The sequence below is a fragment of the Paenibacillus sp. PSB04 genome, assembly GCF_025809195.1.
GTDB classification, from domain to species: Bacteria; Bacillota; Bacilli; order Paenibacillales; family Paenibacillaceae; genus Paenibacillus_AQ; species Paenibacillus_AQ favisporus.
Window position 1 is genome coordinate 3023446 of sequence record NZ_CP081301.1, and the last position, 22340, is coordinate 3045785.

18 protein-coding genes are annotated in these 22340 nt (G+C 52.8%); 9 read left to right on the top strand and 9 right to left on the bottom strand.

Going from position 1 to position 22340, the window contains the following annotated elements:
* Positions 1-33 precede the first annotated feature (33 nt).
* Positions 34-867, bottom strand: a complete 834-nt coding sequence (locus K2F33_RS13945; protein WP_263882023.1) for a helix-turn-helix transcriptional regulator — start codon at positions 865-867, stop codon at positions 34-36.
* 170 nt (positions 868-1037) lie between these two features.
* On the opposite strand from K2F33_RS13945, the gene K2F33_RS13950 reads away from it, so the two are divergent.
* The 8 genes from K2F33_RS13950 to K2F33_RS13985 all read left to right on the top strand — a co-directional run bounded on the left by K2F33_RS13950 (position 1038) and on the right by K2F33_RS13985 (position 11823).
* The gene (locus K2F33_RS13950) at positions 1038-1979 is read left to right on the top strand and encodes an NAD-dependent epimerase/dehydratase family protein (protein WP_263882024.1); all 942 of its coding nucleotides are present in this window, start codon (positions 1038-1040) and stop codon (positions 1977-1979) included.
* Between the two features lie 45 nt (positions 1980-2024).
* Entirely contained in the window at positions 2025-2144 is a 120-nt protein-coding gene (locus tag K2F33_RS13955) for an NAD-dependent epimerase/dehydratase family protein (RefSeq protein WP_143811885.1), read from the top strand.
* Positions 2145-2327: 183 nt separating this feature from the next.
* On the top strand, positions 2328-3182 hold the full coding sequence (locus K2F33_RS13960) for a MurR/RpiR family transcriptional regulator (RefSeq protein WP_089550357.1): 855 nt from the start codon (positions 2328-2330) through the stop codon (positions 3180-3182).
* A 24-nt stretch (positions 3183-3206) separates the two neighbouring features.
* Positions 3207-3722, top strand: coding sequence for a mismatch-specific DNA-glycosylase (locus K2F33_RS13965; RefSeq protein ID WP_089548523.1), 516 nt, complete (start codon positions 3207-3209; stop codon positions 3720-3722).
* 653 nt (positions 3723-4375) lie between these two features.
* Positions 4376-5548 (top strand): response regulator, encoded by a 1173-nt coding sequence (locus K2F33_RS13970; protein ID WP_263882025.1) that lies wholly within the window; start codon positions 4376-4378, stop codon positions 5546-5548.
* A 540-nt stretch (positions 5549-6088) separates the two neighbouring features.
* The gene (locus K2F33_RS13975; protein ID WP_076173614.1) at positions 6089-6343 is read left to right on the top strand and encodes a hypothetical protein; all 255 of its coding nucleotides are present in this window, start codon (positions 6089-6091) and stop codon (positions 6341-6343) included.
* A gap of 33 nt (positions 6344-6376) precedes the next feature.
* Positions 6377-7000, top strand: a complete 624-nt coding sequence (locus K2F33_RS13980; RefSeq protein ID WP_089548520.1) for a class D sortase — start codon at positions 6377-6379, stop codon at positions 6998-7000.
* 242 nt (positions 7001-7242) lie between these two features.
* A complete protein-coding gene (locus K2F33_RS13985; protein WP_263882026.1) occupies positions 7243-11823 on the top strand; it encodes a collagen binding domain-containing protein in 4581 nt (1526 codons plus the stop codon).
* Between the two features lie 295 nt (positions 11824-12118).
* On the opposite strand, the gene K2F33_RS13990 is transcribed toward K2F33_RS13985, so the two are convergent.
* From K2F33_RS13990 to qoxA, 5 genes are all read right to left on the bottom strand, one after another.
* The gene (locus K2F33_RS13990) at positions 12119-13237 is read right to left on the bottom strand and encodes an acyltransferase (RefSeq protein ID WP_263882027.1); all 1119 of its coding nucleotides are present in this window, start codon (positions 13235-13237) and stop codon (positions 12119-12121) included.
* 182 nt (positions 13238-13419) lie between these two features.
* Complete coding sequence (gene qoxD / locus K2F33_RS13995; protein WP_076173618.1) at positions 13420-13701, bottom strand: cytochrome aa3 quinol oxidase subunit IV; 282 nt, start codon at positions 13699-13701, stop codon at positions 13420-13422.
* A gap of 1 nt (position 13702) precedes the next feature.
* Complete coding sequence (gene qoxC, locus K2F33_RS14000) at positions 13703-14299, bottom strand: cytochrome aa3 quinol oxidase subunit III (protein ID WP_076173619.1); 597 nt, start codon at positions 14297-14299, stop codon at positions 13703-13705.
* The gene (qoxB, locus tag K2F33_RS14005) at positions 14296-16242 is read right to left on the bottom strand and encodes a cytochrome aa3 quinol oxidase subunit I (protein ID WP_089548517.1); all 1947 of its coding nucleotides are present in this window, start codon (positions 16240-16242) and stop codon (positions 14296-14298) included. The genes qoxC and qoxB overlap by 4 nt, the downstream gene beginning before the upstream one ends.
* A 27-nt stretch (positions 16243-16269) precedes the next feature.
* Positions 16270-17220, bottom strand: coding sequence for a cytochrome aa3 quinol oxidase subunit II (gene qoxA / locus K2F33_RS14010; RefSeq protein ID WP_373309628.1), 951 nt, complete (start codon positions 17218-17220; stop codon positions 16270-16272).
* Between the two features lie 425 nt (positions 17221-17645).
* On the opposite strand from qoxA, the gene K2F33_RS14015 reads away from it, so the two are divergent.
* The gene (locus K2F33_RS14015) at positions 17646-18368 is read left to right on the top strand and encodes an HAD family hydrolase (protein WP_263882029.1); all 723 of its coding nucleotides are present in this window, start codon (positions 17646-17648) and stop codon (positions 18366-18368) included.
* 153 nt (positions 18369-18521) lie between these two features.
* On the opposite strand, the gene K2F33_RS14020 is transcribed toward K2F33_RS14015, so the two are convergent.
* The 3 genes from K2F33_RS14020 to K2F33_RS14030 form a co-directional block, all read right to left on the bottom strand.
* Complete coding sequence (locus K2F33_RS14020; RefSeq protein WP_263882030.1) at positions 18522-20495, bottom strand: DUF2339 domain-containing protein; 1974 nt, start codon at positions 20493-20495, stop codon at positions 18522-18524.
* A gap of 128 nt (positions 20496-20623) precedes the next feature.
* Complete coding sequence (locus K2F33_RS14025) at positions 20624-21436, bottom strand: arsenite methyltransferase (protein ID WP_263882031.1); 813 nt, start codon at positions 21434-21436, stop codon at positions 20624-20626.
* Between the two features lie 399 nt (positions 21437-21835).
* Positions 21836-22285: a MarR family winged helix-turn-helix transcriptional regulator gene (locus K2F33_RS14030; RefSeq protein WP_076173626.1), complete on the bottom strand. Its 450-nt coding sequence runs from the start codon at positions 22283-22285 to the stop codon at positions 21836-21838.
* Positions 22286-22340: the final 55 nt, after the last annotated feature.

A 22340-nucleotide genomic window follows, 5' to 3' on the forward strand; every position in this document is an offset into this window, starting at 1 on the left:
AAACTCATTTGGGTGCTCTTTTATACCCCATATTCATTTGCTTCTTCCCCGCACCATCTCCCCCAGCCGCTCATAAGCGGCCGGACTTGCCGTATACACCATCAGCTGCAAATCCGGACTCCCCGAAGGCTGGAGGTTGATATACTCGAATTCCAGGAGGCCGATCCCGGCAACCTCCCACCGTTTATAGCAATCCGATGCCTGGCTGATGTCCTGGCGGCCCCAGTAGAACCGGAACGGTTCACTCGTTTCCAGCAGCTCCTGAATAAGCGCCTGCACATCGGGATCTCCCGGGTAGCGGGCACAATCCGCCCGGAACCTTGCAATCATGACCTGCACCTTCTCGTCCCGCTCCGCTTCGTTCATGCGCCGGGTGGATTCAGTCAGGAACCGTATCAGCCAGTTTGGCCTGGCGGTATGGTCCGTGAACACGGGCAGATCGAATACGAGCTCGGCGGCGCGGTTCCATACGAGCAGATCCCATTTTCGGTCTATGACCAGCGCCGGATTCGGGTCTAGAGACCGGACCGTTCTCTCCAGCCCGGCAGGCAGGAGCAGTGCTTCCTTCGTTCCCGCGGAATCCTGCGCTTTGACAAGTCGATGCATATACTGCCGCTCATATTCATTCAGATTTAATGCCCGGGCCAGGCTGTCCAGCACCTGGACGGAGGGATTTGTCTGCCTGCCCTGCTCGAGAGCGGTATACCATGATATACCGATATGCGCGAGCTGAGCCACTTCTTCGCGGCGGAGTCCCGGGGTCCGGCGTCTGCCCAGCGAGGGCAGGCCCACTTCCGATGGATGCAGCTGCTCCCGGCGTGCGCGCAAAAACGCGCCCAATGTGAATCCGGCCGATGCTTCATTCATGCAGCAAAACCTCCTTATCCTGACACTGCCAATGGTACGTTACGCACAGGAGGGCAGTGCTTTTTTGAATGATTCATAATGTTGGAGAACGGCCTTCCGGATGCCTAGCTGGATGTATCGATCCGGGATAGGGCCCGGCGGCGTTACGACTGTAAGGAGGAATCAAGCATATGATCATGATTACCGGAGGGATGGGGTTTATCGGCCTCCATGCGGCCCGCTCCCTCCTTGATCTCGGCGAAGACGTTATCATTACCCGTTATCGGGAGGATCGTCTGCCGTCTTTTCTTGTCCCTTATTTGAACAAAAGGCTGTTTATCGAAACGGTGGAGGTGCTTCAAGCAGAATCCCTGCTGGGAGCAGGAAAAAAGCACGCGGTCACCGGGCTTATGCATCTGGCGTCTCCCCGTATGAACGTGCCGCCCGCAGAGGGGACGCAGCAAACCGTGCAAAGCCTGCTCCATGTTCTGGAGTGCGGCAGCCGGTTAGAGGTGAGGCGTGTCGTCCTTGCCAGTTCCATCGCGGTCTACGCGGGAGTGGAGATGCCGCTGTGGCGGGAGGACGACGCTTTGCCGGTACAGGCTCCCTATCCGATGACAGCTTACAAGAAAGTGACGGAGACGATAGGCGATTTTTATTCCCGGCAAGCCGGACTAGAGGTGGTCAGCGCTCGCTTTTCCGCCTTCGGCCCGCTGGCCCGCGGACTGTACTTCCTCCCGGCCCAGGCCGTCCACGCGGCCGTTAATGGCTTACCACTGTCGTCTTATTTGCGGGGAGGACTGCTCCCCTACGAAGAAGAAGGCATGGACGTGGCCTATGTCACGGACACGGCTGAGGCATTGGCCCGGCTGCAGACGGCCCCGTCTCTGGCCCATTCCGTCTACAACATCGGAACCGGGCAGGTAACGACCCATAAACAGATGGTCGAAGCCATTCTGCGGGTCGTACCGGACACGAGACTGGAGCTGCGCCCCGGGAAGGGAGACGGACCGCAGTATCCTGCCATGGACATTTCCCGGATATATAAGGAGCTTGGATGGCAGCCCAGGTATTCCCTGGACCTGGCGATTGCCGAATATGCTGCTTGGTTAAGGGATGGTAACCCTTTTTAATCCGATAGATGTATCTATATTATATCGACGCAAAGGAGTCATGACATGAAAATTTTGATAACGGGAGCAACCGGCCGCGTTGGGAGCCGCCTGGTGCCGTGGCTGTGGGATCAAGGATATTCCGTTAGTGTACTGGTCCATGCGCTGAATGAAGGTGCCCTTTAGTGCATGCCCCTTCCGTCATCCCCTCGGCTTGCAATCCTCTTTTTTTGCCTATACAATAAAATTGTATTGTTGTTGGAGAAATTAACCTCCATTATTTATGATTTGGGAATTTATCTCCTAAAATGCATGCAGGTTAATAACCGCGAACCGGCTTAAAAGAGGAAGGGGAAGATACAAGTGTCCATGGTGCAGGAAATGGGAAAGACCCTGCTGAGCATCCGCAGCCATCTGAACGGACTGACGAAAACCGAGCAGAAGGTGGCCCAGTACATTTTGGAGCATGCCCAGGATATTATCTACGAATCGGTGACAGAGCTCGCCGAGAAGGCGGATGTCGGGGAAACGACAGTGCTCCGCTTCTGCCGCAAGCTGAAGTTTCAAGGCTTTCAGGACTTCAAGCTGTCTTTGGCGCAGGATCTGGTGAAGCCAACGGACCATATTCATAAAGAGATTTCCGAGGATGACGACGCGGTCACGCTCAGCCAGAAAATTATCGGTACGCACATCCAGACCCTCGACCAGACGCGCGAGCTGATCAATGGGGAGCAGCTGAGCAAGGCGATTGAGTGCCTGTTAAGCGCATCGTCCATCCACTTTTTTGGCGTGGGGTCTTCGGGCCTGACGGCGATGCAGGGGGCCCACAGCTTTGCCCGGATCGGCAAGCGGAGTACGGCGGTTGCGGATACCCATTTTCAGGCGATGGGCGCTTCGCTTATGACGAGCAGCGACGTAGCCGTAGGCTTGTCCATCTCGGGCAGCACCAAGGATACGATCGACAATTTGAATTTGGCAAAAAAGGCGGGTGCCCGCATTATTGCGATTACGAGCAACGCCCGTTCCCCGATTACGAAGGTAGCGGACATCGTGCTGATTATGGTAGGCCGGGAGAATCCGCTTCAGGGAAGCTCTTTGTCGGCGAAAATGTCCCAGCTGGCCGTCATCGACATGCTGAACGTCGCCGTATCTTTGCGAATGAAGGATGAAGCGCTGAAGTACCGGGAGATCACGGCCAAAGCGACATCGGATAAATTGTATTAACCGGAAATAAAGGAGGGGATGAGGATGCCCGAGGTACCAGATCATCTCGATGATGGCTTGTCCATCCTGTTTATCGGCTTTAATCCCAGCCTGCAGTCCGGAGAAACCGGGCACCATTACGCTAACCCGCGGAACAATTTTTACCGTATTTTGCACCGTTCAGGGCTGACGCCGAGACTGTACGATGCTTCGGAGGACCAGGACCTTCTGAAGCTCGGCTACGGTTTCACGAATATTGTGGCAAGACCAACCCGGGGCGTGGACGATATCGAGCGGCAGGAGTACGCGGAGGGAAGGGAGATTCTCCGGGGAAAACTGCGGCAGTACCTGCCGCGGATCGCCTGTTTTGTCGGCAAAGGCGTGTACACGGAATACAGCCGGCGCTCCAAAGTGGATTGGGGATTTCAGCCGGACCCCGTCATCCCGGAAATCCATGAGTTTGTGGCCCCCAGCTCAAGCGGGCTCGTGCGGATGCCGATGGAGGAGATCGTCGGAATCTACCGCCGGCTGGCGGAGTTTATAGAGAAGCAGGGATCCTGACTTGCACCGGCCCATCGAAGCAGGCGAAGCTCATTGGAAGCCCTGCTTTTTTGCGTTCAAACCTGCGGGTAACGAGAAAAATGATCATGAGAGGACACGGATAGTTCCCATTGTCCTTTCATCTACATATAAGTAGAATAAGGTGCTGAGCGTGAAGACCGCCGGCACAGCCTTTACAGCGTGACACCTCAGATAATGGAGGATTTCCAATATGTCCAAAAGGAACCTCACCACAAGGAGACTCACCAAAAGGAATGACACCAAAAGAAATGACACCAAAAGAAATGACGCCAAAAGAAAGCTTCGTCCGAAAAAGAGGCGCCGGCAGTCCGCAGAAGATCAAAAACTGAACCAACTCGCGTATACCTCGTCATTTCTTGTCGTCATTGCTTTAATTATAAAATTGATCAATATCGCGTTCTACAGTTAAAGGTTGTTTGTCCTCCGTACTTAAATTCACTAATTTACTAAACGAATTGAATCGATGCCGAATTAATGATACTCTCGAATTGGGTAATCGTGGAGCAGCTCTGTGATGAAGCTTTTTTGCGGGGCTGCTTGCGGTATTGTCGTACATGATCTGACTCCAGCACAAAATCGCATCATTGGAAGACGGCATGTTCGAAATGGCCTGAAAGGAGAACGCATAGACCTTGAAGATTATTCTTGTTGATGACGAATATCTTGCTTTGAAGAAAATGGAACGGCTCCTGCAGTCGCTGGAAGGCGTAAATCTGGAGCCGCTGACTGTCCGAGCCTTCCAAAGCCCTCTTCAAGCGCTGGATGCAGCGGCAGAGGACGCCCCGGACCTTGCCTTTCTGGATATCGATATGCCGGAAATGACGGGTTTTGAGCTGGCTGACCGCTTGCTCGCCATGTATCCTGGTCTGGAGGTTGTGTTTGTAACGGCCTATCAGGAGTTTGCTATAAAAGCTTTTGAGATTAACGCGCTGGACTATTTACTAAAACCGATTCATCCCGATAGACTGGCTGTCACGATGAAACGGGTGGCTTCCTCACCGCCGGAAGGTGCCCCTACGGAAGAGGGACGATCCGTAAACCATATGATGCTTTGCTGTCTGAAAAACCTGCACTTTCGATCCGCCGACGGCAAGCCCCATTCTTTTTCCTGGAGAACCCTGAAAGCACCGGAGTTGTTTGCATACCTGATCTATTACCGGAATAAAACCGTAAGCAAGCAAACCCTGATCGACCTGTTATGGCCGGATTTTAACCTGAAGAGAGCGACAACACAGCTTCACACGGCCATCTATCAAATTAGGAAAACGATTAAGACGAGCGGCATGGATCTACATATCAAGTTTCAGGATGAAGGGTACCGGCTTGAATTCGGCAATGTGACACTGGATATCGAGGAATGGGAAAAAGATCTGCGCGGCGCCCCGCCAGTGGCGCCTGAAAGCCTTCCGGAGCATATCGCCATCATGGATAAGTACCCTGGTGATTTTCTGGATGAACACGGGTACGGGTGGGCAGAGCCCGAACAAGAGCGGACCCGGCTGCTCTGGTTTGACCATGCGAAGAGAATCGCCGAATGCTGTGCTGGCCTCGAACAGCATGCGGAAGCGATCGGATTGTATCAGGAAATGATCCGAAAAATGCCTTACAGGGAAGAGGGGTACGAAGGATTAATGAAGCTGTATGCCTCCCTCAACCAACGGGTCGGAGTCCGCCGGCTGTACCAGCAGATGACATCGGTTTTCTTGGAAGACTACGATATGGCTCCCAGTAAAGAGATCTCAGCCTGGTTCGAGGCGTGGGAGAAGGAACGCGTGCATGAGAAGGAAGAAGCAGACGTCCAATAATGAGAGAGATTAAACGTGAATCTCCGCTGTTAAGGGAAATGATTTACGGGCTCTTGTTTTTTGGAAGCGATGTCCACGGTCTTGTATAATACTTGTTCTTTTATGAGAATCTCCTTGATTTCTGCGTTCGACATTGTACTATATTTGAGCAACGTTTCCTTGAGAATGCGCGTAACTTCCATGGATCCTCCTCAAATATCTTATCTCTGACATATCGGTCCCAAATCTCGGGTTCCACGATATGAAGTATATGTTTGTATTATACAAAGTAGAAATGAACTTTATCTGAATATAGCATGGGAATGAAGAAGAAAACGGGTGCTGGAATAAGCATCCGTTTGTTTTTTAGAAAAGCCTAAGTGTGTTAAAGGTCTGTTTTTTATCCATATTCAGAATTTATCCAGTCCGTTATGGTTTAATCGGGGTATGTTGGGTATCAGTATATTAATGCCTGATCCGCCGTCTCTGCGGCGAGAAGACAAATAAAGGTTATGTGGTGATCATATGAAACTATCCGACAAACAAATGGAAGCGCTAAGCATGGCGCAACAACATGGCGGGCGGCTGCAACGCTGGAAGCATGGCGGGTATTGGACTTATGAGAGGGAGCCGGACGACTCCCGGAACCTATCGAAGCCGGGGTGGTATTGTACGACCAATACCGTTTTTGCGCTCGTTCGGCGGGGGCTTGTGAAAATGGACCACTGGGAGAGCTGCACGCTTACACCAGAACCGAAACGCGTCTTATTTGCAGGGATGGTCTGGGAAGAGAAATCCGGGAAGAAAAGCGGGTGACCACCAATTAAGATCAAACTATGGGCAGGCATCATGATTGCGGCTGGCGTAATCCTGCTGTGTTATCCAAAACTGGCCGAATGGAGGGAAAACGCAGCGCAGCAGAAGCTGGCACGCGGATGGGAGCACAGTTTTCAGAACATCGGCGTGTCCGAGGAGGAACTTTCGGCCGGTGCTGCTGGCGGTGCCACAGATTACGACAAAGCAGACAATGAACCGAAGGGAATCTCGGCTGCAGCTTCTACCAATCCTCAGGACGGGAAGGTGGAGGGCATGCTTGTCATCGAGAAAATCGACTTAAAGCTGCCCATCCTGCACGGCGCCACCAAAAAGAATATGAAAACCAGCCTTGCCAGCATCGAGCATACCGGCATAGCCGGCCAGATCGGCAATTATGCTGTTGCAGGCCACCGCAGCCGGACATACGGCCGCAACTTCAACCGGCTGGACGAGCTCCAACCGGGGGATACCATCCGTGTAGACACCGGTTTAGAGATATTTGAATATACGGTGACAGACAAGCTTGTCGTCAAGCCGGAAGAGGTATGGGTACTTGAGGCAAACGGCCGGGACAGGGAAATCACCCTGGTGACCTGCGATCCGCTCGTGAATCCAACGCACCGGTTGATCATCAAAGGCAAGATGAAGTCTTCATAAACGCTCCTGCCTCCATGTGGAGGCGGGGCGTTTTTTATGATTCAGAGTGCCGACGCCATCGTGTACATGAAGTTTCCGTACCTTCACTAGGCCCTCCAAATCCCGAAAGTGAGATTCAGAACTTATTCAGAGGGACCCTTTATAGTGATTTTGTTTGCTGGTTCGACAAACACGGGCAAAACGCATCATTTTTTGCCAGCAGATACATTTCGATATAGAGAGTGAGAGGTGAAATCTGAAGGATGAGGAAAACATTTGGGAAGGTGCCCTATGTGTTAATGGCAGTATTTCTGCTGATTAACCTGCTGGTTCCTTCCGGTCTGGTGCGTGCTGAAACGGACGCCACCGGAGGTACAACCGGAGCGGTGGTGGTGACGGAGTCGGATACAGCCGCTTCGGATGCTTCAAGTGAGCCCGGCGGGGACGCACCGGCTTCCGGTGACGGAACCGTGACCCCGGGCAATCAGGGAACGGATATGCCGGTTGGGGATGCTCCAGCGGCCCCTGGGGAGGAGCCACCCGCAGTACCGGCTGAACCCGACCCATCCACCGAAACGCCAGCTGCCCCGGACGAGACTGCTGCCCCTGAAGGAGCTGTACAGGCGGATGCAGACCCGGCGCAGGGTGAGGTGATTACGAAGAACATCATTACCGATGTGCAGATGAAGGACGAAGAGGGCAACAAGCTTCAGGACATCCGAGTCGATATGGGAGCCAGGGTTCAAGTGGACGTGTATTGGACGCTTCCCGCAGACCACGGTTACCACGAAGGGGCTACGTTTACCTTCGATCTCCCAGACAAATTCAAGCCGGACCGGGAATTGGACGGCCCCCTCACTGGCGACGTAGGTACCTATCATATTTCGACCGACGGTCAGGTCACCTTTACGTTCAGCAAGGAAATCGAGGATAACCTCGAATGGTCCGGGGATTTTTACGTATGGAGAAACTTCGACGGAAGCAAGTTTTCCGGCGGGACCAAGCAGGACATCGTTTTTGATTATCCTGATGATCCCATCGTCATCCCCATCCATTTTAACAACCCTACAGGCAGCGAAATCGACAAGTCCGGAACGCCGAACAAAGCGATGAACCCGAGTGAAATTACCTGGACGGTTGATTTCAACAAGGGTGAGCGTATGCTGACGGATGCGCAATTCAAGGATACGCTGCCGGAAGGTTTGGAGCTGATCCCGGATTCCATTGAAGTGCATAAGCTGCAGGTTCAGCTGGACGGATCGGTGGTGGAAGCTCAGGATCCGTTTACAGGTTATGAGAAGATGAACGACTCCCTGAGCGGGTTTGAGCTAAAGTTTAATGGAAGCTCGGACAGCGCGTATCGGGTCCATTACAAGACAAAAATCACGAAAACGACGGACACAGCGTACACCAACAATGTGGAAGTCAACGGTGGCGGGCTGCCGCAGCCTCTGACGAAGTCGGCTAAGGTGGACACAAAGTACAGCAAGCCGCTCGGTAAAAAGTCCACAGGCTATGACGCAAATAGTCAAACTATCTCTTGGGCGATCCAGTATAACTACAATGAGCAGAGTTTGACGCAGGACAAGGCCTGGATCAACGATAAGTTCGATACGACTACCCAGGAACTAGTGGGCGATTCGTTCGAAGTGTACGAGATGACGATTGATGATAATGGTACCGCTTCGCAAAAAAACGGAACGGCTCTTACTAAGGGCACCGATTACACCGTGACAAAATCGGAAACGGGCTTCAATCTCCAGTTCACGCATGATGTCAACGCTGCCTATGAAATTCGATACCAGACGAAGGCATCCGGACGCGTGTATGAAAATGGAGATGTCCAAAATACGGTAAGCATGCCGGGTGTACCGGAAGTTACGGTTGGACAACCAATTAAGCAGGTCATTTTCTGGAAAACGTACACAGGCACGAACTACAGCGACAAGACCATCGACTGGAAGCTTAGCCTGAACGATGACAAGAAGAATATGACGGATGTTGTCATTACGGATAACTTCGCAGGCCAGCACATGGAGCTGATTCCGGAGACTGTTGGAATTGACGGAATGAGCAAGGATGATTACACGGTTGAGCCTAATCCGGATTATGATACCGGGTTCAAGATCACGTTCCTAAAGGATATCGATTCGAGCTATGTGATCACGTACCAAACGAGCTTCGATCCGACCGCAGGCCAAATGAATGAATATTCGAACACTGCCCAAGTCGACTGGAAGGAAGGCGGCGTACAGCAGCCAGCCATCAGCAAAACCGTAAGCGCTCCGGCCGACGACTTCACCAAAAACAACGGCAGCAAAACCGGAAGCTATGACGCGACGACCAAGGAAATCACCTGGGCCTTAAACGTGAACTACAACCTGTATCACGTGAACGAGGCCGTCGTCAGGGATTTCTATTCGGGAGAGCAGACGTTCTTGGCAGACTCCCTGGTCGTTCAACCACTGGAGCTCACAGGTGGTGCGAATGGCGTTAAACCAGTGGGAACCCCGCTTGTACTGAACGCGGATTACACGTTAGAGACGCTGTCGGACAATGACAAACATGGTTTTGAGCTAGTGTTCAAAAAACCGATCGACGGCGCCTACCGGATCACGTACAAAACGAGCCTGAAAGACCATCCGGTGGCAGCAAACTACAGCAATGCCGCCGAAATGTACGACCGCGCACTGCCGGATACCAAGCTCTTTGTACAGTCTACCAATGTGAATCCGAAGTACGGCGGCGAATACATCAACAAAACGGGCGTACAGGGAGCCGCTGCGGATCAGGATTTTGCCTACTGGACCCTCAATGTGAACCGCAGCCAGTCCATCGTGGAGAATGCAGTGCTGACGGATACACTATCCACGAACCAGATTCTGATTCCGTCTTCGTTTGAGCTGTACAGTACGGCAGTGGACAAGAATGGAAACTTGACACAAAAGGCGCTCGTGGACCCTGATACATATACGCTTGACGTCCAGGATAATGCCTTTACCCTGACCTTCAAGAACACGATTCAGGAAGCGTACATTCTGAAGTACAAGTCGTTCATCAATGCCGATAGTGGCGAAACGATCACCAACAGCGCCAAATTTGCTGGCCAATCCTCGGGAAGCGTCAGCAAGGACGAAAATAAAATCGTCAATGTCAGCTTCTCGGGAGCTGGCGGCGGTGCCCAGACGGGCAAAGGAGACCTGACGATCATTAAAAAGGATGCAGGTTCAGGTGCTCCACTGGCTGACGCCCGTTTCGGACTCTATGATAAGACCGGCAAGACCCTCATTCGGGAGCTCGTTACCGATGATCAAGGGGAAGCGGTTTTCAGCAATACCCGGTACAATGACTACGTGTTGAAGGAATTGGCTGCCCCAGCTGGATATCTCATCGATGATGAATACCGGGCCGGCAAGAAGATTACTTTCAAAGCGGATGCAGCCGAAATAACCGTCACGAATACGAAAGGCGTATGGGATTACGAGCTTACGAAGGTAGACAAGGATGATCCTGCTAAGGTTCTGAAAGGAGCCGTGTTTAAACTCCAAAAAGACGTGAACGGTACTTTCGAAGATGTCCCAGGGAAGACCGAGCTGTCTACGGAAGACGACGGGAAAATCCTGCTGGCCCATCTCGACGCTGGGAGCTACCAGTTGATCGAAGTGACAGCTCCTAAGGGATATAAGCTCGATACGACGCCGATTTCGTTTACCATCGATGTGAACCAGTCAATCACTAAACAAGGTACCGCATTTAACGAAATCTATGTCGGTTCTGTGCAGCTGACCAAAACCGACGCTTATGACGGCACGCCACTGGAAGGCGCCGTGTTTAACCTGCTGGACGAGCAGGGGCACGAAGTGGCGGCAGGGCTGACTACGGATGCGGATGGTAAGGTGTCCGTTCCGAATCTCAAAGCGGGCAGCTATATGTTTGTCGAAGTTACTCCACCGGCAGGTTATCAGTCCAAGCCGGAACCGCTGAAATTCGAGATCGTGGATGACCAGCCGCTTCAGCTGACATTCACCAACGACAAGATCACCGGCTCGCTGAAGATCACCAAAATTCAAACCGGCCGACTGGATATTCCGTTGAAAGGTGCAAAGTTCCGCATTCTTGATGAGAACAAGCAGCATGTACTGGATGCCAAAGGCGAGGAACTCGCCAGTCTGGTAACGGACGAGCATGGCGAATTAGGTGTAGACGGCCTGAGACCAGGTAAGTATTACGCCGAAGAGACCGCCGCTCCGGCCGGTTACTACATTGGGGAGGCACTGACCGAATTCGAAATCGTATCCGGTCAGGAGACCAAAATCACCGTTGAGAACGGCCGCATCACCGGCGGAGGCGGCGGTGGAAGCAACGGCGGTGGCGGCGATTCCGGTGGTGGAGGTAACCAAACGAAACCGCCGGTAACGCCTACTCCGGATCCGGACGAACCGGGGCAGCCTGGGGGCAGCGAAACGCCAAGCGGCCCGAAAACTCCGAACATTCCAGGCGGAATAATTATCGGGCCGGCGCCTAGTGAACCGGGCCAGCCGTCGCAGCCGGGACAACCGTCCCAGCCAGGGCAGCCGAATGGCGGCGGCACAGCTGGCGCTGGCGGGACTGGAACGCAGCCGAGCCCGGGGTATGAAACCGACCCAGGCAAGAACAGCAGTGCTGGCAGCCAAACAGGCAGCAGCCAGGAGCCTGGCGAGTCATCCGCCGGGGGTGCGGCAACCCTGCCGAAGACAGGGGAAGCCAGCCCTCTGCCGATGCAGCTCGCAGGTGTGGGCTTGATTGCTCTGGGCGCAGCCCTGTTCGGACTCAAGAAGAAACAAGCAGCCCAAAAGCAGTTGTAGAATGAAGCGAATAGTATTAGCAAATTTTCCAAAAGTAGATAAGCAAGCAGCCTGCCGCATAAAACGGCAGGCTGCTTTTTCATCCTAGACTCCAGCGGAGCGGACGGGTCAATTCCGGAGAAACGAAGTGGTCGCCTTTGTCAGCCCATGTTAACCTCAAAGTGGTCTATATCATCCAAAACATGGGCTGGCAACAGCGATCGGAGGAATGAGCCGTTTGCGCAGCGAGCTTACAGATCTTTCTGATCTTGCTCATCTTCATGGACTTACAGCTGTGCAGCTTAACTTCCCAAGCTCACATCGTTCCGCTCTGAGACGCGCCGCGTTTGTTCCGGGCCTTCCATTTGGATTCCCCTACAAGATAGACGCCGAGCGGCGTATGCATGAGGAGCCAAGTGATCAGCCAAGAGGCGGCAAGCGCAGCCGCTCCGCCTGCCCAGGTGAGCAGGTGATAGGCGATCGGGCCGCTCGTCATGACAAAATGCCGCCACAAGATCAAAAAGTAGGGATGAATAAAGTAAATGCCGAAGGCGCAGGAGCAGAGGGAAAACAGTACTTTTTGAAGTCGTGGTTTCCCTTCGAGGATTCGAACGAACAGCACCAAAAATACACACGCAATGCTGCAGTAGGCGTAATCCGTTATAAAGTTGATGTTGGATAGAAAAGGCTGGCGAATCCAATGGGGGTTAGCCAGCTGCAGCCATTTTTGCACGATAAAGAGCATTGCGGATCCCAGAAACAGAACCGTCCACCGGTAGTTCCATTTCGGCGTTTCATCAGAAGACAAGCCCTTTAACCGTTCGGCCATGTAAGCACCCAAAAAGAAATAAACGACGTAGGTCATCACGAAGGTCCCGGTTTTATGCATATGGAGCACGTAATAGTTCAGCAGATAGAAGGCGATTTGCAGCAAGGCCCCCACGAGTATGGGATGCTGCCGGACCTTCCCTACCTTTTGAAACAACAGCGATAGGTAAGGAAACAGCACATAAAACTGGGCGATGATGATCATGAAATACAAATGGTCATAGCTGCCGCCAAGCGGCAAGCCTTTAAGAAATTTGCGGAGACCGTCTGAGAATGAAATATGCTGGATATACGACAGATAAGTGGAGTAATACACGGACCAGAACAAGTAAGGCAGCAGAATCCGCTTTAAGCGTTTCCAATAAAAAAGAAGCCAGTTGCCTTGAACGCCGCCGTCATAGCGGTAAAACAGGACGAGCGAGCTCAAAAACAGAAACGCCGGTACGGCAAATTGAGAAGCCGCATTCAGGATAAAATAGAGCGGGTACACGGTAGAATCCGTGGACAGAAAGGCTACCGGATAGGATGTCACATGGATGGTGACTACAGCCAAAATGGCAATGCCGCGCAAGAGATCCAAATAGGTGATCCTCTGTTTTTGGGCCAATACTTTGTTCGCCTCCATTGGAACGTTATCGTATGGCAACATTTGACGAGCCAATGGTTAGATTCGATTTTGCATAAAAGCATTCCTTTTTTTAACAGAAAAATAATCCAACAAAAAAAGGCTTTCCTGACCCCTTAGGATCAGAAAAGCCTTTGATAATATCTGAACTCAAGCAGAGCTTCTTACCATCCCCACAGCATCGTGAAGAGCGTACCGAAGATCGTAACCAGTCCGACGAACAACGCATAAGCAATGTTGAAGTACAGCGACTTTTTGTTGTCGGTCTCGCCGATGTGCATGAACAGTACGAGCTGCAGCGATGCCTGGATGAGCGCACACACGATCAGGATCCAGAGTCCGGCGGTCGGGTTCAAATCCCAGAACACCACGCCCAGTCCAACCACTGAAAGGATCAGCGAGAAGATGTATCCGATCACGTGCCGTATTGGAAATAAACGTGCCATATTACATCAGTCCTTTCATGTAGACAAAGCTGAAGATGAAGATCCAGACAACGTCAAGGAAGTGCCAGTACAGCGAGAAGATGAACGATTTGTTCGCCGTCTCATCCGTAAAGCCTTGACGGCCGACCTGTATCAAGATGCCAGCGCCCCATAGAATACCCATCGTCACGTGAAGACCGTGGGTACCGAGCAGGACGAACAAGCTGGACAGGAACGCGCTCGTTTGCAGCGTAGCGCCTTCGTGAACGTAGTTGACGAACTCGGTGATTTCAATGCCCAGGAAGCCGAGGCCCATGAGCAGTGTAATGACGAAGAAGACGATCATCGGCTTCTTCAGATTGAGGCGCATGGCATGAATGCCAAGGCCGCAGGTGAAACTACTGGTTAGGAGCAGGAATGTCTCCCAAATGACGCCGTTCAGTTCGAACAGCTCTTTCCCCGTCGGGCCGCTCCCCGTCCGGTTCCACAGTGTGAAATAGACGGCGAACAGCGTGGAGAAGAGGGCGATCTCTGCCCCGAGGAAGAGCCAGAACCCGAAGATCTTGTTGCTGTTCTCTTCCGTTCTATACTCGAGTGGCAGTGAATCATTTATTTTCATACGGAATCACCCCGCAATTTCTGTTCAGTGGCGGCAATTTCCTCAGGTGAAATGTGATAGCCATGATCGCGTTCGAAGGAACGCAGAGCCAGCATGACTACGACAGCGATACCCGCAATGATTGCAGGAATGAACCAGCTGAATACCAGGAAAAAGCCTAGGAAAAACATAATGACGCCGAGAATGAACGGTTGACCGCTGTTGTTAGGCATATGAATCGGTTCGTAAGGGCCTTCCTCGTAGAGAGGTACCCCGTTGACTTTAGCCTCCCACAGTGCATCCATGGATTTGACGTTAGGTACCTTGGCGAAGTTGTACACCGGCACAGGGCTTGGCGTACTCCACTCCAGCGTACGTGCATCCCATGGATCTCCGTTTTCGTCGCGAGGGCTGTAACGGAAGCTCCAGTAGAAGTTGTAGCACAGAACGACAAAGCCGATGGCCAGGATAAAGGCACCGATCGTAGCCACCATATTCAGCGGGCCAAAGCCGGTGTCGGCCGAATACGTGTACATCCGGCGCGTCATGCCGCTCAGTCCAAGGAAGAACAGTGGCAGGAAGGCCGTATTGAAGCCGACGACGATGAGCCAGAAGGCGGTCTTGCCGAGCTTCTCGTTCAGACGGAAACCGAAAATTTTCGGGAACCAGAAGTACATGCCTGCCAGAACCCCGAAGACGGTACCCGGAATCAATACATAGTGGAAGTGGGCAACCAGGAACATCGTGTTATGGTACTGGTAGTCCGCGCTGGCCATCGCCAGCATGACGCCGGTTACGCCGCCGATCGTAAAGATAGGAATAAAGGCCATCGCGTACAGCATCGGTGTCGTGAACGAGATTTTACCTTTCTGCAAGGTAAAGAGCCAGTTGAATATTTTGACGCCGGTCGGTACGGCAATCGCCATCGTCGTGATGGAGAAGAAGCCGTTGACCATAACGCCTGCGCCCATCGTATAGAAGTGGTGAGCCCATACGATAAAGGACAGGAGCGAGATGACCACCATACTGGCAACCATCGATTTATAACCGTACAAATTCTTTTTCGAGAACGTGGAAATAATATCACTGAATATACCGAAGGCCGGCAAAATAACGATATATACTTCAGGGTGTCCCCATACCCAGAACAGGTTGGCCCAGAGCATATCCATACCGCCATTCGCCATCGTAAAGAACTGGCTGCCGAAGATGCGGTCGAACATCATCAGGGCAAGGGCAACGGTCAGAACCGGGAATGCGAACAGGATGATAACGTTCGTAATCAGGACGGACCAGGTAAACATCGGCATGCGCATCAGTTTCATGCCTGGCGCACGCATTTTCAGAATCGTTACGATAAAGTTGACACCGGTCATCAGCGTACCGATACCGGAAATCTGAAGGGCCAGAGAGTAGAAGTTGTTACCTACGGTCGGGCTGAACTCCAGGCTCGCCAGCGGGAAGTATGCGGTCCAGCCGGCATCCGGCGATCCCCCGATGACGAAGGAAATGTTGAACAGCATCGCTCCGAAGAAGAACATCCAGAAGCTGACGGCATTCAGTCTAGGGAAAGCTACGTCGCGCGCCCCGATTTGAAGCGGAACGACAACGTTCATAAGTCCGATAACGAACGGCATCGCCATGAACAGGATCATGATAACGCCGTGCGTTGTAAAGATTTCGTTATAGTGCTGCGCATCCAGAAACTTCATTTCCGGAGCTGCGAGCTGCGTACGCATCAGCAGGGCGTCGACCCCGCCGCGGAACAGCATGATGAGTGCGGACAGGATATACATGACCCCGATCCGCTTATGGTCAACCGTTGTGAGCCATTCGCGCCACAGATAGCCCCACTTTTTAAAATAGGTCAGGCCGATCAGGATGGCGAGGGAAACGACGACGATACTGACCATGGCAGCATAGATCATCGGCTCACCGGTAACAAAAAATTCGTCCCATTTCATGCAGGTAGGTCTCCTTTCCAGTAGATGTTAGTTTCCATGTTCCATGGACCCCATATCTTCCATATTGCTCATATCCGAATGATCCATCGTTTCCGAGCCGGAATCTTTGTCACTGCTGCCGCTGCCGTGATGCCCTTCGGACATATCCATTTCAGGCGGCGGGTTGAACCCGAGATGCGTGGAAGAGAAGGATTCCCGTCCAACGTAGGAGGTTTTCAGCAGCGCGTTAAATTTGTCCTCAGTCAATTGAGGTGCGGTTTTCTTCACGTCGTCGACCCATTTGCTGAAGTCTCCGGCGCTCATGGACTGTACCTCAAACTCCATCTGCGCATAGCCTTTACCGGAGAAGTTGGAGTTACGTCCCATGAAAGAACCTGGTGTGTCGGCCAGCAGGTGAAGCGTGTTGACCATGTCGCTCATGGCGTACTTCTGTCCGCCAAGCTGCGGCACCCAGAAGCTCGTAATCGGTCCGTAAGAATACAGGCGGAACTCGATCGGGCGGTTTGTAGGAATATTCACATAGTTCACCGTTTCAACGCCTTCTTCAGGGTAACTGAAGTGCCATTTCCAGTTGGACGATGCGGCATAGATAACAAGCGGCTTCTGATCCTCGTAACCGGCAGGAACACTTTCCACCGCACTGGTCGTTTTGACCGTGACAACCGATAGAATGGCCACAATGATAACCGGAATCGCAATCCAGGTGAACTCGAGCCATTTGTTACCTTCTATATGAGGCGGGATATAATCGTCACTGGTTTTGCTTGCCCGGTATTTGGTCAGCATGATGATGTACAAGATGTAAACAACAATCAAGACGAAAGCCATCATCAGGATGGAGAAAATAATCGTGCTGGATTGCGTTTTTGCCTGCGGACCTTTCGGATCTAGCACGATGAGTGACGACGAGTCGCATCCGCTAAGCAGCAACATGATGGATACAAATAAACCAAAAAATAACCATCTTTTTTTCTTCACAGTGAGCTCCTTTCTAGCGTTACATGTAGCTGAATTGGTCTAAAAATAATGAACCTTATAGCCATAGCTTAGTAATCCGGGGGAACGAAAACAAATGCAACAAAAGTAATAAATGTAAATCATTTACAGATATTCTGTGAACATCTTCACATGATTTTTAAAAAAACCTCAAATTGTGCGAAAAATCACTGTAATCGCTGAAAATCGGGGATTTTCATTTTTGTTCAAAATTGCACAAGGCTTTGTCAATGTTGCCAGTTTCGTCACAATTGAAAGGGCTTATCATAAGCCGTTATCCGGATTTTTTCCTGCTGAAGCAGCGGCTGAGGCGTCCCAAAAGCCCGCTGTATGGTACAATATGAGGGCTAATGCGGGCAGCAGCCGGCATGTGATCGCGGACTAGGCAGATGGGGGAGAACAAGAAAATGGGTGAACAAAGAGCGGTATTTTTTGACGTGGACGATACGCTGTATGACCATCTGGAACCGCTGCGGCAGGCGATCGATCGCTTGATATCGCCGCCGGACGGCTTTCCTTATGAACAAGTATACCACCGGTTCCGGCATTACAGCGACTTGCTGTCGGCCCGGCATGGACATGTGAATGATCCGGCGAATGCGGGGGATCTGGAGGACATGCGCGAGCAGCGGATTCAGCTGGCCCTTGCGGAGTTCGGCATCGACGTGGACCGGGAGCAGGCGGCTGCGATTCAGGCGGCCTATTTGGAGGGGCAGTTCGACATTCGCCTGTTTCCGGGGGCGCAGGAGCTGATCCGGGAGCTCCAGGAGCGGGGCGATGTGGTCGGCGTGATCACCAATGGCCCGAAGGAACACCAAATGAACAAAGTCCGTGCGCTTGGGCTGGACAAGCTGGTGGGCTTGGACCGGGTATTCGTGTCCGGAGCGGTGGGCATGGACAAGCCGGATCCCCGGCTGTTCCGGCATGTGAACGAGGCGACGGAAACGGAGCCTGGGGCAAGCTGGTACATCGGCGACTCCTGGAACAACGACGTTATCGGCGCGCTGGAGGCGGGGTGGACATCAGTTTGGTTTAACCATCGGAAGGTCGAGCCGTTTGCGACCGGACATCAGCCCCATCATATTCTGGGGGGCTACGGGGAGCTGAGATCCGTTCTGCTGAGTGGCTAGCGGGTGGTTGGCTGTTTTCATGAAAAAAAGGGTGTCTGCATCCATCGGGGATGTGCAGGCACCCTTTATTTTGGAAATCGATAAGCATGGCTCCCGTGGCATCGCTTTTTGAGTCAAGTAGGATAACTCTCGCGCGGCGCGGTCATTTCGTATTTATTCGGGCGGGAGCGACGGAGGTCCCGGCGGGGCTTCGGTATCGGCCCCTTTGCGTTTGTACAAAATTCGGGAAACGGCGATCCCTGCGACGCCCAGACCGATGAACAGGATCGCCCGCACGGCCAGCGACACGCCTGGCAGGTCGAAGAAGATGACCTTGAGCAGCGTGATCAGCAGGACGATCAGTCCGGCCAGGCGGACCATCGATTTACCCACCATGACGCCGTAAATAATAACGATGATCGCATAGAGCGCGTATTCGGCCGACAGGATCAAATGCTGAAGGTCGAACGACAGATTCCGCGTCAGAACCGAGGTCACTTCCGTCAGGAAGACGATGGACAGCAGCGCGGCGGACCACATCAGAATATCCGGTACTTTCCGCTGCCATTCTTCGGCCATATGTCTGCGGAGGACCGCCGACAAGCCTGCCAGGCTGGCCAGGAGCGCGATCCAGGACAGCGTTTCGATCGACAGGATCTCGTGAATGATCAGCTGCAGAATGCTCAGTCCCCCAAACAAATACAGGATGGCGGACGTAATCTGCTGCATCCGGCTTCTCAGCAGGATGCCGAGGCCTAGCCCAAGGGACGCCTCGATCAGGACAGACAGCGGCAGTGCCTCCCGGCTGACGATTTCAACCAGCCAAATGAGCCAGGCGCAGGTCGCGATCGCCATGTATTCGTGGGGAACGCGGCCGCTCATCACCCGCCAGAGGGCGATCAGGCTGTAAATGACGGCCCAGATGATCATCATCATCGATTCGGGACCGGGGCCGCCCGCCTGATTGTACAAAGCGTAAATCCACAGCACGACCAGCCCGAAGCCGGTCATGAGCGATACCGTCTCGTCTACGCGGTAGCGGTACGGACGGACCAGCGAGAGGACGAGCAGCAGGGCGTGCTGCAGGAATACCGCGCCGAGGAAGACATGCCGGCTGCCTTCGAAATCGCCTGCCATGTATAGAATCATCAGCGGCAGATGCAGCACGCCAATGGACACGAAGTAGGCGGCACGGTAAGCATAGCGGATCGACAGCGACGTCATCGCCAGGGAAAAGACGAGCTCAAAACCTGCGGCGATCCAGGCATTCGGTTCCGTGGATTTCACCAGGAACGGAATGAGATAACCGCCGACGGTCATAATGATCACGAGCGTCTGGGAGCGGCGTCTTACGGCGGTCCACACCCCCAGGGCGATGGACAAGATATATAATAGGAAAGCTAACCAGGACGGAATCAATTCATATAGATGATGCGCCGCAAAAAAGGTCAGCATGAGCACGGCGACAGAGCCGCCGAGCAGTACCTGCGCCAATCCTTCCCGCTGCGCCCGGACCTGCCGCTCCCCGAAGAAGTACATGGCGCCGGCGGCAACCAGGCCGAGGAGGCAGCGTACCGGCTGCGTCAGATACCCCGCCGACACGGCGGCGATAAAGCCCCACAGGACGCCGAGCAGTAGCACGACGATAAACACGCGCGGCAGCCACACCCGTGCGATGGCATGCTCCCAGTCCACGGGCGGCTTCGGCGGCTTGGGCGGCCGCTGGGCCTGCGGCCCGGCGGGACGGGGCTGGCCATAGTACGGCCCTTGGCCCGGCTGGCCTTGGTGCGGGCCCGCCTGCGCCGGGTAACCTGCGGTTCCCGGCTGGCCCGGATACGGCCCCGTGCCGGGACCTCCAGGGTACCCCGGCACTCCAGGCTGCCCAGGCATCGGCTGCTGGCCTGGATGCCCCTGGTAAGGCTGTGACCCAGGCGGGTTCGGGTATGCAGCGCCCGGTGCCTGCGGCGAAGCATAGGGAGCCTGAGGCGGAACCTGCGGCTGCACCGGCCGCTGGGCCTGGGCTCCCGGATTCACCGGCTGCTGCCGAGGATCACCTATACCCGGCCTCTCCCGTCTAAGTTCGTTCAGCTCCAGCTCCATCGCTTTCATTTTCGCTTCGAGCTGCTCAATCCTTCTTTCCAAATCCAATAGCTGTTCACCCCTAAAAATTCCATAATTATGTATTTAACCGAGATGGTACTAATATAACACATCTCGGCTGGAACAAGAGCCATAATATGGGTGGACATGGGTAAACAGGACGGCATTCCACGATCTTAAGGCTTGGTGGCTTGGATGACAGCCGAAACAATGTAATCCTCAATATTCGATCCTTGGACCCAATCCTTAATAAAAGCTTTGGACTCATCCTTAGGTTCAACGCTAATGTTTGTAAACCCGCTTTGACTAAGCATCGCTTCTATTTCGCTGACGGAAGAAGCCCCTGAAATGCAGCCTGAATACAATTCATCCAGGTCGTTTTTGATCTCAGGAGGTAAATCTGCAGTTGTAACGATATCCGAAATGGCCAGCCGGCCTCCGCTTTTCAGTACACGAAAAGAATCGTGAAACACCTGCTGTTTATCTGGAGATAAATTGACCACACAGTTCGAAATAATGGCATCTACCGTGTGATCAGCGACGGGAAGATGCTCAATTTCCCCCAGACGAAAATCGGTGTTCTTGAAATGGCCTTTCGCTGCATTGCTGCGTGCACGGCTGACCATTTCGGGAGTCATGTCGACACCGATGACTTTACCGGTATCTCCTACTTGGCGCGATGCCAGAAAACAGTCAAATCCGCCGCCACTTCCCAAATCCAGCACGACCTCACCAGCCTTTAAAGAAGCAATCGCCTGCGGGTTACCACATCCCAAACCAAGGTTTGCGCCTTCTGGTGCCGCGTTTAATTCGTCGTCAGAGTAACCTAATCGGCTTGAGATCGAGTTAAAATCGGAAGGCGTGCTGCAGCAGCTGGCTTGGCTGTTGTCCGGTTGGCAGCAAGATCCGGCGTTCATCTCGGCAACGGCAATCTGCTTGTATCGGCTACGCACGTTTTGGCGGATTTCATCATTCGTTAACTTTGACATGGATAACACTCCTTAGAATAGGTTCGGATTCGATCAATGGTCAGCAGCACTTTAGCAGCAAGCCTGAATGGGTGGAGAACAGCAAGCCTGAATGGGTGGAGAGCAGCAAGGAACTGTCTTCGCTTTACGGACAGAGTCCAGGAACTTATACCGGCCCATTTTTGGTTTTTCCGCGGACCATTTCCATGCCTGCCGAGCCGTTTTTTGCACTTGCTGTTCGTTCATTTTCATCAGGTACTCGGCGGTGTAAAAGTGATCGTACATCGAAGGACCTCCTTAAAGGGTTGTGTATGTTGAATGACCCGCTGCTGGAAGCAGCAAAGCCATTTGACATCAGATCAAAGGATTGCACACGATGAAAATTAATTGCAAATTGCAAGTATTGAAAGGTAAAAAAAATTACCCTAGCATCGGTTTGCAGCAATAATCGGATTTGGCCATCGCTTCATTCATCAATTTAATGGACCGGAGAACGGTCTCTTTCTCAAACTCGGTCATAAAAGAAAATACATCATCCAAATAAGCGTTCATTTGATGGTCGATGGTGGCGGCGACGTATTTCCCTTCAACCGTTAGAGCGAGCGTCGAAACCCGGCGATCTGTAGGATCAGGCGTCTTTTTGATCAGGTTCATTTTGATCAGTGATTGTACCTGGCGGCTGAATGTTGTGATATCGGTGCCTAATGTTTCCGCGATCTGTTGGATCGAAGGATGATGCTGGCGGTCGACCTCAAACAAAATGTGGCTTTGAACCGGTGTGAGATCGTGCCCACCCACGGTACAGCAATTTTTATTGAGTAAGCCAAAGCGGCGGGTCATGATTTGGAATAGTTCGCGAGTGCTTTCCATGGCGTTTTTTCACCTCGTGATTCATTTATACTGTATTTATTTGCAATATGCAAAT

Coding starts and splice junctions, on each gene's coding strand:
- K2F33_RS14030 (WP_076173626.1), bottom strand. CDS start 22,285: ATGGAAAGCACTCGCGAACTATTCCAAATCATGACCCGCCGCTTTGGC.
- qoxD (WP_076173618.1), bottom strand. CDS start 13,701: ATGGCACGTTTATTTCCAATACGGCACGTGATCGGATACATCTTCTCG.
- K2F33_RS13950 (WP_263882024.1), top strand. CDS start 1,038: ATGATCATGATTACCGGAGGGATGGGGTTTATCGGCCTCCATGCGGCC.
- K2F33_RS13945 (WP_263882023.1), bottom strand. CDS start 867: ATGAATGAAGCATCGGCCGGATTCACATTGGGCGCGTTTTTGCGCGCA.
- K2F33_RS13955 (WP_143811885.1), top strand. CDS start 2,025: ATGAAAATTTTGATAACGGGAGCAACCGGCCGCGTTGGGAGCCGCCTG.
- K2F33_RS13975 (WP_076173614.1), top strand. CDS start 6,089: ATGGCGCAACAACATGGCGGGCGGCTGCAACGCTGGAAGCATGGCGGG.
- qoxB (WP_089548517.1), bottom strand. CDS start 16,242: ATGAAATGGGACGAATTTTTTGTTACCGGTGAGCCGATGATCTATGCT.
- K2F33_RS13960 (WP_089550357.1), top strand. CDS start 2,328: ATGGTGCAGGAAATGGGAAAGACCCTGCTGAGCATCCGCAGCCATCTG.
- K2F33_RS13985 (WP_263882026.1), top strand. CDS start 7,243: ATGAGGAAAACATTTGGGAAGGTGCCCTATGTGTTAATGGCAGTATTT.
- K2F33_RS13980 (WP_089548520.1), top strand. CDS start 6,377: ATGATTGCGGCTGGCGTAATCCTGCTGTGTTATCCAAAACTGGCCGAA.
- K2F33_RS14025 (WP_263882031.1), bottom strand. CDS start 21,436: ATGTCAAAGTTAACGAATGATGAAATCCGCCAAAACGTGCGTAGCCGA.
- K2F33_RS13965 (WP_089548523.1), top strand. CDS start 3,207: ATGCCCGAGGTACCAGATCATCTCGATGATGGCTTGTCCATCCTGTTT.
- qoxC (WP_076173619.1), bottom strand. CDS start 14,299: ATGAAAATAAATGATTCACTGCCACTCGAGTATAGAACGGAAGAGAAC.
- K2F33_RS14015 (WP_263882029.1), top strand. CDS start 17,646: ATGGGTGAACAAAGAGCGGTATTTTTTGACGTGGACGATACGCTGTAT.